The following is a 12209-nucleotide window of genomic DNA, read 5'->3' as shown; positions in this document are numbered from 1 at the left end:
GAGCGGCGTCGTATTGATCGAAGAGAGGAAGAACCATGGAAGCGCGCCTGCAGAACCCGGCGATGATCCTTGACGCCACCCAGCCTGTGCAGGACATGTACAAGGCGATCTACTCCGGCGGGGTCCCCAAGGCGACCCTGGACCTGGTCCACCTGCGCGCGAGCCAGATCAACGGCTGCAGCCCCTGTGTGGACTCCGGAGCCCGCGGCGCCCGCAAGGCCGGCGAGACCGAGGAGCGCCTGTTCGCCGTCGCCGCCTGGCGGGAGACGAACTACTTCACCGACGCCGAGCGTGCCGCGCTGGAGCTGGCCGAGGTCGTCACCCGGCTGGCCGACCGCAGCGACCCGGTGCCGGACGACGTCTGGGAGCGCGCCAAGGCCCACTACGACGAGAAGGGCCTGGCGGCACTGGTCCTGATGGTCGCCCTGTCCAACTTCTTCAACCGTCTGAACGTGACCACCAAGCAGGTGGCCGGCGCCTGGGGCTGAGCGGCCGGGCACGGACACGGCTGAGGCCGGCCACCTCCAGCGGTGGGCCGGCCTCAGCCGTGTCCGTCTGCCGGTCCGCGCCCGGCGCCCGCCTCAGCCCGCCGCGCCCGCCGCCCGGCGGGCGCGAGCCCCCCTGGCCGGCACGAGATTGATGCGCCAGGACACCCCGAACCGGTCGGTCAGCCACCCGAACCGGGCACTGAATTCATACCCGCCCGCCGGCATGATGACCTCACCCTTCTCGGAAAGCGCCGTGTAGAGACGATCAAATTCGCTTTCCGATTCGCACTGCACGTATATCGCGGTCGCGGGGGAGAACTCATACGAATCCCACGGCGCAAGATCGTATCCAACGGCCCCGGGCGGCGGCATGTTCGTACACATGAACATTTGCCCGTCGAGTGTAAAGACGGCGTGCTGCAGCACGCCTTCCTCCCACCCCGGCTCCCCGGCGCGCGCCCGGATCATCCGGTGCACCTCGGAGTTGTCGAAGAGCGCGGTGTAGAACTCCAGCGCCTCCTCGGCCTGGCTCCTGAAGGTCAGGAACGTCATCAGTTTCGGCCCCGGCGTCGCAGGCATCGTGGCTGCTCCTGTTCGTGGTCGGTGTCCCCGTCGGCTTCCCGGCCCGACGGTATCGGCCACCCGCCACTGTTCAACCGGGCATTTCTCCGGTTGAACAAAGCAGTCGAGTAATCCACCACCGAAGCTCATGGAGTGGTCGAGACCCCGTCGTAACGATGTGGGCGTCTCGAACCGACCCGAAGGGTGAGTGTTCCGTGAGCGAGAACGCATTACCGGCGGCGAAATCCGCCCGTTCCGAGCGGATCGCCGCGCGAACTCGCGGCGAGAACTGGAAGAAGCCACCGCGCCGCATAGAAACCTCGGAGTGCATCACCTGCGACAGCTGCCTGCGCAGCTGTCCCGAGGAGTTCGGCGCCATATTCGACCGCGGTCTCGACGTCATCATCATTCCCGAACTGTGCTCGGGCTGTCCCGCCTGCGTGCTCGAGTGCCCCGTCGACTGCATCTACGTCGACGAGGACTGGGAGCCCACCGACGCGAGCGTGTGGAGCCACATCGACCTGACCGCGGGCACCTCATGAGCGGGCCGGCCGAGCGCGAGAGCCGCCGCGCCGCCAACGCCAGGAAGCGAGTCAGCCGCCGCCCCAGCAGGCTGGGCACCCCCGCGGGCACCGCGCCGGGACCCGACCGCGCCCGCGAGCCCGGCGCCGGGTTCCCCGGCCTCCTGGAGCGGGTCTGGGAACGCGCCCGCACCGCCGCGGACCTGCGCGCCTGCGTGGACATCCTGCTCAGCCTCGACCGGCACGTGCCCCCCGAGGTCCAGCTGCGGGCCCTGAGCACCTCCGACGAGGCCGCCTTCCAGGCCCTGTGGCAGCTGACCTGGCGCCCGAAGGACCCCGACCCCCACCCTGGCGGCGGCGCCGACCCAGCCCTCGACCTCATCGAGGCGGCCGACGAAGAACCCGTCTTCATCGGCGAGCTGGCGCTGGCCACCACCGGCCGGATCCTCCTGCGCGGCCCCGCCCAAGGGCCCCTGGACCGGCGGAACCTGGTCGGCGGGGTGGTGCGCGTGCCCTGGTCGCTGCAGGCCGCCCGCGCCTACCACGCCGAGCTGAACCGCGCCGCCGCCCGCGGCGCGGCCACCCTGGCCGACTGCCGCGCCTGGCTGGAGCGGCAGGGCGACAAGGGCCGCGACGCCCTCCTGGACCAGGCCAAGGAAGCCGCCCTGCGCACCGCCCCCTTCGTCCTCTACCAGGAGGACCGGCAGTACACCAACTTCCGCGAGCAGAACAGCCTCACCGGCAAGACCCTGTGGCCGGGCCACCCCGACTGCGTCCTGAGCAGCCTGCAGCAACTGCCCCTGGAACTGTGGTCGGACCACGACGTGCAACTGGTGGCGGGCCTGACCCTGCTCATCCGCTCGGCCGGCTTCGGCCGCGTCGAGGAGGCCAACGGCACCCAGCTGAGCATCGACCACGTCGCGGCCATGCTGGAGCGCATCCGCCGCTCCTACAACAGCGTCCCGGGCGAACCGGTCGCCCCCGCCGCCTCGCACGGCATGGAGGACCTGAACACCCTGGCCGACGCCCTGGGCGCACGCCGCCGGCAGGTGATCCGCCAGGCCCCCCTCTACCGCGAGATCCACGGCACGCTGATGCACAAGGTGGAGCGCATCGCCGCCCCGGCCCAAGGCGCCCGCCGCCTCGACGAGGAGATCAGCCGGCGCCTGGCCGAGTGCCTCCCGCTCGACGGCGCCACCCTGGACGCGCTGGGCGACAGCGCCGCCGCCGCCCCGCAGTGGCTCGCCCGCCCGCACGCTTCCCATGGCACCGGCCTGGAAGCCCTCGTCCACGAGAGCGTGGCGGCCGTCGCGGACGTGTGCGACGTCGACTTCGCCATGAGCCGCGGCATGCGCTCCCTGCCCGCCCTGATCGGCGCGCTGCAAGCGGAGAACTGGGCGGAGATCTGCGGCTGGGACATCACCCACTACTTCTGCTGCGTGGTGCCCCGGCCCCGGGCCCGCGCCCACTTCGGCGGCTCCATCGAGGCGGTGGCCGACGCGGCCTGGGCGATGTCCTCCCGCATGCAGTACAACTCCTGGCACTTCGTCCCCGGCAACCTGCCCCGCCACCCCGCCGTGGTGGCCCGCGACCACTTCGTGCCGCCCACCATCCCCGACATCGCGTTCTTCTCCGACCAGCACCACCACGGGCACGTCAACAACAAGGTGCGCTTCTCCATCCGCTCCCCGCAGCCCGTCGAGGTGGCCGGACGCACCTTCAACGGCTTCGTCGACCTGCGCCTGCTGCGCTGCGCGGGCACCGCCTTCGACGCACAGGACCTGCTCGCCGCCCACCGCGTCTCGCGCTTCATCGCCCGCGCCACCACGCTGGCCGCCGAACTGGCCCTGGCCGGGGCGCCGTTGCAGGTCACCGCATTCGACGCCGCCTGGCACTGGCGCACGATCACCGCCACCGGGCCGGCCCGCCCCGACCCCGTGGAAACCCCACGATGACCGCCCCGGGGATCGCCGAGCTCACCGCACGCCTGCGCCGCGGGGAGAGCACCGTCACCGAGCACGTCCAGCGCGTGCTGAACGCGGTGCGCGAACAGGACACGCTGGGCGCGTTCGTCACCGCCGCCGGCGACACCGCCCTGCAGGCCGCCGAGGCGGCCGACCGGCGCATCCGCGAACGCGGCGCCGACGCCTGGCACGGGGCGCCGCTGCTGGGCGTCACGGTCTCGGTCAAGGACCTCCTGCAGACCCGCGACCTGCCCACCACCCGCGGCTCCCTGCTGACCAACCGGCGCGCCCGCAAGGACGCCCCGGCCGTCGCCCGGCTGCGCGCGGCCGGCGCCGTCGTCATCGGCAAGACGACGACCTCCGAGTACGGCTGGAGCGCCGCCACCCTGGGCCGCCTCACCGCGCCCACCGCCAACCCCTACGCGCCCCACCTCACCGCGGGCGGCTCCAGCGGCGGGGCCGCCGCCGCGGTGGCCACCGGCCTGGGCGAGGGCGCCCTGGCCACCGACGGGGCCGGCTCCATCCGCATCCCCGCCGCATTCTGCGGCGTGGCCGGCTACAAACCCTCCTACGGCCGCGTCCCCTACGTCCCCAACGGCGTCGACCGGCTCGCCCACCAGGGCACGCTGGCCCGCACCGTCGCCGACGCGGCCGCCCTGGCCGCCGTCATCGCGGGCCCCCACCCCGCCGACCCCGACTCCGGACTCGGCTCCATCGACCTGCCCGCCGACCGCCCCTGCCGGCGCATCGGATGGATCGAGTACGAGGGCACCACCGACGAGATCCGCACGGTGAGCGAACAGGCGATGGCCGCCCTGGCCGGCCAGGGACACCAGGTCGAGCGCGTCGAGGTGCGCTGCGACGACCTCTACCCGGCCCTCGTGGACATCCTGGCCGCGGCCGAAGCGGCCGGTACCGACCGCCAGGACGAGGAACACTGCGACCCGGGCCGCCTGGAGATCGTCCGCTACGGACGCACCCTGAGCGGCACCGCCCTGATGCGCGCCGAAGGAGTCCGCCAGCAACTGCGCACCCGGCTGCGCTCGGTGATGCGCCGCCACCACCTGCTGGCCATGGCCACCGTCCCCATCGAGCCATTCGCCCTCGACGCCATCGCCCCGCCCTGGGCGGCCGACCCCCGCGACCTGCTCTGGCTGGCCTGGTCACCGGCCTCCTACCCCTTCAACATGACCGGCCAGCCCGCGGTGACCCTCCCGGCCGGCCTGACCGCCTCCGGACTGCCGGCCGGCGTCCAGCTCGTGGGACCCGTCGGCGCCGACGACCTGGTCCTGAGAGTGGCCCACCGGCTGGAGCGGGAGCTCGGGCCGCTGCCCCCGCCCCACGCCCGGCCCGCGCTCGTCCCCGCCACCGAAAGGACCCCCTGAACCATGTACACCCGGTCATGGCGCTCCGTAGCCGCCCAGGACGCCGTCGGCACCCCCTCCTTCGTCGCCGACCACGGACTGTGGAACGAGGAACAGTCGGCCGCCGCCGAACAGATCGAGGCCGACCTCGCCCACATCGACTTCGTCCGCCTGGTCTTTCCCGACCCGCACGGCCTGGCCCGCTCCAAGACACTGACCGCCGACACCTTCCGCTCCGTGCTGCGCAACGGCATGAACTTCAGCCCCGGCCCCTTCCTCTTCGACACCGGGCACGCCATCGCCGTCGACTTCCTGGGGGAGCCCGGCCTGGGCGTGGAAGAACTCGCCGGCGCCGGCAACTTCCTCCTCGTACCCGACCCGCTGACCTTCCAACTGCTGCCGGGCACCCAGCCGCGCACCGCCTGGGTCATCGGCGACGAATACCTGCGCGAGGGCAGCGCGCACCCGCTGTCCGCCCGCGCCGTCCTGCGCCGCCTGGAAGCCGCCTACCACGCCCACGGCTACCAGCCGGTGGTGGGCCTGGAAGTCGAGTGGTACCTCACCCGGCTGCTGGCGGGCGAGGTCGGCAACCAGGGCAACGGCTTCGGCCTGCAGGGCCAGGCCCCCCAGGTGGCGCCGCTGAACGCCGGCTACCAGTTCAACCTCGACGCCCGCTACGACTCCGTCGCCCACCTCACCGACCCCCTGGCCATGCACCTGAGCGCACTCGGCCTGCCGCTGCGCTCCATGGAACACGAATCGGGCCCCGGCCAGGTCGAGTCCACCTTCAGCCCGATGTCCGCCCTGGACACCGCCGACGCGATGCTGCTGTTCCGCACCGCCACCAAACGCTGGTGCGCCCAGCGCGGCCACCACGCCTCCTTCATGTCCCAGCCGCGCCTGGACGCCTTCGACCCCAGCGGCTGGCACCTGCACCAGTCCGTCCTTGACACCGCCGACGGACGCAACCTCTTCGCCGCCGAAGGCCCCGCAGGCGGCCTGTCCCCGCAGGCCAAGGCCTACGCGGACGGCCTGCTGGCCTGGAGCCGGGAACTGTTCCTGCTGTCGGTGCCCACCGTCAACGGCTACCGCAGGCTCAACTCCCGCCACTCCCTGGCCCCCACCCGCATGGACTGGAGCATGGAGGACCGCAGCGTCATGCTCCGCGTGGTCGGCGCCGGCACCGGCGCCCACATCGAAAACCGCAGCGGCGAACCGTGCGCCAACCCCTACCTCGCCATCGCCGCCCAGCTGTTCGCCGGCCTGGAAGGCCTGACCGGCAACGCCACCGGCACACACCACGCCCAACAGCCAGGACCGGCCACCGCCCAGTACGTGCCGCAGTCCCTGGCCGAAGCCCTGGACGCCTTCCGCACCGGACGCGCCGCCCAGCTCCTGGGCCGCCCGCTGACGGCCTGCCTGACCAAGCTCAAGGAGAGCGAACTGCGCCGCTACCAGACCTGGCGCGCCACCACCGGCACCGACGACACCCAGGTCACCGAATGGGAACAGCGCGAGTACTTCGAGGCGTACTGACAATCCGGAGAACAGAGGTCGTTGCATGATTGCCCGATACACCCTGCCCGAGATGGCGGATCTCTTCTCCGACCAGTCCCGCTACGCCACCTGGGTCCGCGTGGAGATCCTGGCCACTGAGGCCCAAGTACGCCTGGGACGCGTCCCCGAGGACGCCCTGAACGACATGCGCCGCGCCCCGGTGCCGCTCGCCCACCGCATCGCCGAGATCGAGAAGGACCGCGACCACGAAGTCCTGTCCTTCCTCGCCGCCTACTGCGAGAACATCCCCGAATCCTCGGCCCGCTGGGTCCACCTGGGCATGACCAGCTACGACCTGGTGGACACCGCCCTCGGCCACACCCTGGCCCGCGCCGGCGACCTGCTGGCGGCCGCCGGCCGCCGCCTGCGCCGCACCCTGGTCACCAGAGCACTGGAACACTTCGACACCCTGATGGTCGGCCGCACCCACGGCATCCACGCCGAGCCGACCACCTTCGGCCACAAACTCGCCGGCTACGCCTTCGCCGTCGACCGCTCCCTGCAGCGGCTGGCCGCCGCCCGCCAGGCCGTCGCGGTGGGCACCATCTCCGGCTCGGTGGGCACCTACGCGCTCATCGACCCGTACGTGGAGGAGTACGTGTGCCAGGCGCTGGGCCTGGGCATCGAACCCGCGCCCAGCCAGGTCGTCGCCCGCGACCGGCACGCCCAACTGGTGCAGGCCGTCGCCGCCATGGGCGCCTGCGTCGAACAGATCGCCCTGGAGCTGCGGCTGCTGCAGCGCACCGAGGTCGCCGAGGTCGAGGAACAGCGCGCCCCCGCCTACCAGGGCTCCAGCGCCATGCCCCACAAACGCAACCCCACCACCAGCGAACGGCTGTGCGGCCTGGCCCGCCTGCTGCGCGGCTACGCCACCACCGCCCTGGAGGACGTCGCCCTGTGGCACGAGCGGGACCTGGCTCACCAGTCGGTCGAGCGGGTCATCCTGCCCGACAGCCTGGCCGTCGCCCACTTCCAGGCCACCAAGGCCGAAGAGCTGGTGGCGCACCTGCGCGTGAACACCCAGGCGATGCGGGCCGCCCTGGAGCGCACCCACGGCCTCATCTACAGTTCGGCCGTCCTGGTGGAGCTGCTGGGCGAGGGCACCGAGCGCGAGCACGCCTACCGCTCGGCGCAGGCCGCCGCGAACCGCACGGCGGCCACCGGCACCCCCTTCACCGACACCCTGGCCCACGAGGGCGTCGAGCTGCGCCAGGAGCTGCGGCCCGAACGGTTCCTGGTCCATCACGACGTCATACGGCGGCGATTGGAGAAGCTCGATGAGCTGGAAGACTGAACGCGTCAACGGCCCCGACCTCGACCTGGACGACGTCCTCGCGGTCTACCACGCATCCGGCCTGGGCGAGCGCCGGCCCGTGCAGGACCGCGCGCGGATGGCCGCGATGATCCGCCAGGCCAACCTCGTCGTCGTCGCCCGGGAAGCGGACGGCACCCTCATCGGCATCGCCCGCAGCATCTCCGACTTCTCCTACGTCACCTACCTCTCCGACATCGCCGTCATCCGCCGCCACCAGCGCTCCGGGGTGGGCACCGCCCTGCTGGAGGCGACCCGCCGCGAGGCGCCCGACGCCAAGGTGGTGCTCCTGTCGGCCCCCGCCGCCACCGGCTACTACCCGCGCATGGGCTTCACCCGGCACGACTCGGCATGGGTCCTGAACCCCGGACAGCCCCTCACCGGGCCGCCCGCCCAGCCGTAACCGGCAGCAGAGCACATCCGCGCGAGCCCACCACCGCGTTCGGGCCGCCGGATGCGACACCGGCGGCCCGCCCGGGCACCGCACACTCCACGGGGGAGGCATGAGCCACATACCGTCACCGGCACTGCTGGAGCCCTTCGCCCCCGTGCCCGAGGCCGCCCGGCCCACCCAGCCGGGCACCCCGGCAACGGCCCGGGCACCCACCGGCCAGCGCATCCTGGTGGTGGACGGCGACACCGCCCTGGCCGGCTCCCTCACGGCCCAGCTGCGCCGCCACGGCCACGACCCCGTCGGCGTCCGGCACGGCAGCGCGGCCCTGCAGGCCTACGAGGACGTCGAGCTGGTCCTGCTCGACCTCGACCTGCCCGACCTGGACGGCCTGGAGGTGTGCCGGGCGATCCGCGAGGTCAGCCGGGTCCCCATCATCATCGTCACCGCCCGCCAGGGCGAACTGGACTGCGTCCTCGGCCTGCACGCGGGCGCCGACGACTACGTCACCAAGCCCTACGGACTGCGCGAACTCATGGCCCGTATCGAGGCGGTGATGCGCCGCACCCGCTGGCAGCCCGCCGCGGCCAGGGAACTGGACCACGGCCGGCTGCGCATCGACGTCGACTCCCGCCAGGTCACCGTGGACGACGAACCGGTCGCCCTGACCCGCAAGGAGTTCGACCTGCTGTGCCTGCTGGCCTCCCAGCCCGACACGGTCATCCCGCGCAAGCAGCTCCTGCAGCAGGTGTGGGGCGACTCCTGGTCGCGCCGCACCATCGACACCCACGTCAGCAGCCTGCGCGGCAAGCTCGGCGGCAGCGGATGGGTCGTCACCGTGCGCGGGGTGGGCTTCAAGCTCGGCACCGGATAACCACCCCGCCACCACCCACCCGCACCGACCGCACGCGCGCGCACCCTGCCGCACGACGCCTCCGCCCCACCACCACGCCCACGCCGGCAGCGGTGCCCACCAGCCCTGGAGACACCATGATCACCCGACGCAGAGCCCTGAGCGCCACGCTCGCCACCACCGGAGTAGCACTGACCGGCGCCGGCCTCACCCCGCTGCTCGCCGCCCACGCGCGCACCCCGCCCGCCACCGGCCCGGCCCCCGCGCCCGCCCAGGCCCTGGACAAGTTCCAGCGCCCGATGCCCCTGCTGCCCGTGAAGAGACCCCTGGGCACCAACGGCAAGAGCGACGTGTACGTGATGACCATGCAACCCGCCCGCGCACAGATCCTGCCCGGCGCCCCCACCGACGTCCTCACCTACGACGGCCACTTCCCCGGACCGGTCATCAAGGCCCGCACCAACCGTCCCGTCGTGATCAGACAGCGCAACCGCCTCACCGTGCCGACCGCCGTCCACCTGCACGGCGCCGCGGTGCGCCCCGACAGCGACGGCGACCCGATGGACGTCATCGAACCCGGCGAGGACCGCGTCTACCACTACCCCAACCGCCAGCCGCACGCCCCGCTGTGGTTCCACGACCACGCCCACCACCTCGAAGCCGAGAACGTCTACCGCGGCCTGTCCGGCTGCTACCTGCTCACCGACGCCACCGAACGCTCCCTGCCCCTGCCCAAGGGACGCTACGAAGTCGTCATCGCCCTGCGCGACGCCCGCTTCGACGCACAGGGCCAACTCGCCTACGCCATGGGCGACCGCGGCCGCAACACCCTCCTCGCCAACGGCGTGCCCTACCCCTACTTCCAGGTCGCCGCCCGCAAATACCGGCTGCGCCTGCTCAACGCCTCCAACCAGCGCCGCTTCGAACTGCGCCTGGCCGACGGCGGCCCCCTCGTCCAGATCGGCTCCGACGGCGGCCTGCTCACCGCCCCCCACACCACCGACCGCATCGCGCTGTCCGCGGGCGAACGCGCCGACGTCATCGTCGACTTCGCCCGCTACCCCGTGGGCAGCAGCGTGGTGCTGACCAACACCACCGGCAGCGGACCGGCCCCAGACATCGGCGAAGTACTGCGCTTCGACGTGGTGCGCACGGCCGCCGACCCCAGCGAGATACCCGACCGGCTGCGCACCCTGCCGCCGCTGCCCCGCCCCGACGCCGAGCGCGAGGTGGTGCTGCGCATGGACGAGGGCGGCGAACACCCCGGCGCCTACATCGACGAGAAGGTCTACGAGCCCGGGCGGGTGGACGCCCGCATCAAGTTCAACACCAGCGAGATCTGGACGGTCACCAACGCCAACGCCCGCGCCGAACACAACTTCCACCTGCACCTGGTGCAGTTCCGCATCCTGGACCGCGCGGGCCGGCCCCCGGAGCCGGGGGAGAGCGGACTGAAGGACACCGTCTTCCTCGCCCCCGGCGAAACCGTCCGCCTCCAGGCCGTCTTCGACACCTACCGCGGCCACTACCTCTACCACTGCCACATGTTCGAGCACGGCGTGCGGGGCATGATGGCCACGATGCACATCAGATGAGGCGCTCAGGCCAGAAGGAGGAGCCCGTGGACGCGCCGACGGGCGAGGCCGAGGGGACCAGGCGCGGCCCCCGGCAGCGCAGCGTACGCCTCGCGCTGATACCCCTGCTGCTCGCGATGCTGCCCTCCTCGCTGGGCACCACGATCGTGGCGACCTCGATGCCGACCATCGCCGGCGAACTCGGCGGCACCACCTACCTGTCCTGGGCCGTCACCTCCTACACCCTGGCCGCCGCGGCCTCCATCCCGCTGTGGGGCAAGCTCGGCGACATGTACGGGCGCAAGCGGTGGCTCGGCGTGGCGATGTCGGTGTTCCTGACCGGCTCCCTGCTGTGCGGCCTCAGCCAGGACATGGGGGAGCTGATCGCCGCCCGCGCCCTGCAGGGGCTGGGCGGGGGAGGGCTCGCGGTCGGCGTCATGGCGGTCATCGGCGAACTGATCCCGCCGCGCGAACGCGGCCGCTACCAGGGCATGATCACCAGCGTCATGGTCTTCTCCATGATCGTCGGCCCGCTGGCCGGCGGCGCCCTCACCGACTGGATCGGCTGGCGCTGGGCCTTTTGGATCAACCTGCCCGTCGGCGCCCTGGCCCTCGTCCTCATCGCCCGCCTGGTGCGGGTGACCGGCCCGCGCAGGAAGGCGCACATCGACTACGTCGGCGCCCTCCTGCTGGTCGTGTGCATCGTCTCCTTCGTCCTGGTGGTCACCTGGGGCGGCGTCGAACACGCCTGGGACTCGCACGTGATCGTGACGCTGGCCGCCCTGTCCGCCGCGGCCCTGGCCGGCTTCGTCCACGCCCAGTCCCGCGCCGTCGAACCCGTCCTGCCCCCGCACCTGTTCCGCCGCCGCAACTTCTGCCTCATGGCCGTCCTGAGCTTCACCAACGGCTTCGTGATGTTCGGCGCCGTCCTCTACCTCCCCCTCTACCAACAGGCCGTGCACGGCGTCTCCGCGACCGGCTCCGGCCTGCTCCTGCTGCCCATGCTCGCCGCCCTGGTCCTCGCCTCCCAGCTCTCGGGACGCACCGTCGCCCGCACCGGCCGCTACAAGATCTTCCAGCTCACCGGCTCGGCCGCCATGCTCACCGGCACCCTGCTCCTGTCCCACCTGGGCACCGGCACCTCCCGCCCGACCGCCGCGCTCTTCATGGCCCTGCTCGGCGCCGGCATGGGCTTTCTGGGCCAGAACGTGATGACCGTCGCCCAGAACAGCGTCGGCACCCAGGACGTGGGCGTCGCCTCCGCCGCGATGACGCTCTTTCGCACCCTGGGCCAGTCGGTCGGCGTCGCCGTCATGGGCACCTTGTTCAACCACCGCGTACGCGAGGTGATGAGCGGGCGCCAGGGCGGCGCCCCCGGCGACACCCGGCTGGACGCCGATGGCATGGGCCGCCTGCCGGCCGCCCTGCGCACCCTCTACCAAAGCGCCGTCGCCCAGGGCGTCCAGGGCGCCTTCCTGCTGGCGTCCCTGGCCGCCGGCCTCGCCCTGGCCGCCGCGCTCCTGGTCCGCGAGGTCCCCCTGCGCACCCGCAAGCAACCATCCCAGCGCTGAAAAAAGAGCCGGCGCCGCGGCCCGAAGAACGGGGGCCGCGGCGCCGGCGCGTG

General features: G+C 72.4%; 11 protein-coding genes. 10 read left to right on the top strand and 1 reads right to left on the bottom strand.

The genetic code is table 11. The features are described 5' to 3' along the window. Positions 1-35: 35 nt before the first annotated feature. Positions 36-488, top strand: a complete 453-nt coding sequence (locus ACH4D5_RS34340) for a carboxymuconolactone decarboxylase family protein (protein ID WP_398310547.1) — start codon at positions 36-38, stop codon at positions 486-488. Positions 489-581: 93 nt separating this feature from the next. Here ACH4D5_RS34340 and ACH4D5_RS34335 read toward each other — a convergent pair whose 3' ends face one another. After that, positions 582-1067 (bottom strand): VOC family protein, encoded by a 486-nt coding sequence (locus ACH4D5_RS34335; RefSeq protein ID WP_398310544.1) that lies wholly within the window; start codon positions 1065-1067, stop codon positions 582-584. 197 nt (positions 1068-1264) lie between these two features. Here ACH4D5_RS34335 and ACH4D5_RS34330 point away from each other — a divergent pair, with 197 nt between their 5' ends. The 9 genes from ACH4D5_RS34330 (at position 1265) to ACH4D5_RS34290 (ending at position 12156) form a co-directional block, all read left to right on the top strand. Next, positions 1265-1591, top strand: a complete 327-nt coding sequence (locus ACH4D5_RS34330) for an ATP-binding protein (RefSeq protein WP_398310541.1) — start codon at positions 1265-1267, stop codon at positions 1589-1591. Then, positions 1588-3525 carry a hypothetical protein gene (locus ACH4D5_RS34325; RefSeq protein WP_398310538.1) on the top strand — a complete coding sequence of 646 codons (1938 nt, stop codon included), beginning with the start codon at positions 1588-1590 and terminating at the stop codon, positions 3523-3525. Before ACH4D5_RS34330 ends, ACH4D5_RS34325 begins: the two co-directional genes overlap by 4 nt. Continuing rightward, a complete protein-coding gene (locus tag ACH4D5_RS34320; protein WP_398310535.1) occupies positions 3522-4919 on the top strand; it encodes an amidase in 1398 nt (465 codons plus the stop codon). The genes ACH4D5_RS34325 and ACH4D5_RS34320 overlap by 4 nt, the downstream gene beginning before the upstream one ends. Positions 4920-4922: 3 nt before the next feature. Next, positions 4923-6434 (top strand): glutamine synthetase family protein, encoded by a 1512-nt coding sequence (locus ACH4D5_RS34315; protein WP_398310532.1) that lies wholly within the window; start codon positions 4923-4925, stop codon positions 6432-6434. Positions 6435-6459: 25 nt separating this feature from the next. Further along, positions 6460-7749, top strand: coding sequence for an adenylosuccinate lyase (gene purB / locus ACH4D5_RS34310; protein WP_398310529.1), 1290 nt, complete (start codon positions 6460-6462; stop codon positions 7747-7749). Next, entirely contained in the window at positions 7733-8170 is a 438-nt protein-coding gene (locus ACH4D5_RS34305; RefSeq protein ID WP_398310526.1) for a GNAT family N-acetyltransferase, read from the top strand. The genes purB and ACH4D5_RS34305 overlap by 17 nt, the downstream gene beginning before the upstream one ends. Positions 8171-8270: 100 nt before the next feature. Then, the gene (locus tag ACH4D5_RS34300) at positions 8271-9032 is read left to right on the top strand and encodes a response regulator (protein WP_398310523.1); all 762 of its coding nucleotides are present in this window, start codon (positions 8271-8273) and stop codon (positions 9030-9032) included. Positions 9033-9148: 116 nt separating this feature from the next. Further along, the gene (locus ACH4D5_RS34295) at positions 9149-10606 is read left to right on the top strand and encodes a multicopper oxidase family protein (RefSeq protein WP_398310520.1); all 1458 of its coding nucleotides are present in this window, start codon (positions 9149-9151) and stop codon (positions 10604-10606) included. 26 nt (positions 10607-10632) lie between these two features. After that, the gene (locus tag ACH4D5_RS34290) at positions 10633-12156 is read left to right on the top strand and encodes an MDR family MFS transporter (protein WP_398310517.1); all 1524 of its coding nucleotides are present in this window, start codon (positions 10633-10635) and stop codon (positions 12154-12156) included. The last annotated feature ends 53 nt before the right edge of the window (positions 12157-12209 follow it).

The sequence above is a fragment of the Streptomyces sp. NPDC018029 genome (assembly GCF_044327655.1).
In the GTDB taxonomy this organism is placed as follows: domain Bacteria; phylum Actinomycetota; class Actinomycetes; order Streptomycetales; family Streptomycetaceae; genus Streptomyces.
This window is presented reverse-complemented; position numbering and strand designations above follow the sequence as displayed.

Excerpts from the sequence above, each read along its gene's own strand:
- ACH4D5_RS34340 (WP_398310547.1), top strand. The coding sequence starts at position 36 with ATGGAAGCGCGCCTGCAGAACCCGGCGATGATCCTTGACGCCACCCAG.
- ACH4D5_RS34335 (WP_398310544.1), bottom strand. The coding sequence starts at position 1,067 with ATGCCTGCGACGCCGGGGCCGAAACTGATGACGTTCCTGACCTTCAGG.
- ACH4D5_RS34325 (WP_398310538.1), top strand. The coding sequence starts at position 1,588 with ATGAGCGGGCCGGCCGAGCGCGAGAGCCGCCGCGCCGCCAACGCCAGG.
- ACH4D5_RS34320 (WP_398310535.1), top strand. The coding sequence starts at position 3,522 with ATGACCGCCCCGGGGATCGCCGAGCTCACCGCACGCCTGCGCCGCGGG.
- ACH4D5_RS34315 (WP_398310532.1), top strand. The coding sequence starts at position 4,923 with ATGTACACCCGGTCATGGCGCTCCGTAGCCGCCCAGGACGCCGTCGGC.
- purB (WP_398310529.1), top strand. The coding sequence starts at position 6,460 with ATGATTGCCCGATACACCCTGCCCGAGATGGCGGATCTCTTCTCCGAC.
- ACH4D5_RS34305 (WP_398310526.1), top strand. The coding sequence starts at position 7,733 with ATGAGCTGGAAGACTGAACGCGTCAACGGCCCCGACCTCGACCTGGAC.
- ACH4D5_RS34300 (WP_398310523.1), top strand. The coding sequence starts at position 8,271 with ATGAGCCACATACCGTCACCGGCACTGCTGGAGCCCTTCGCCCCCGTG.
- ACH4D5_RS34295 (WP_398310520.1), top strand. The coding sequence starts at position 9,149 with ATGATCACCCGACGCAGAGCCCTGAGCGCCACGCTCGCCACCACCGGA.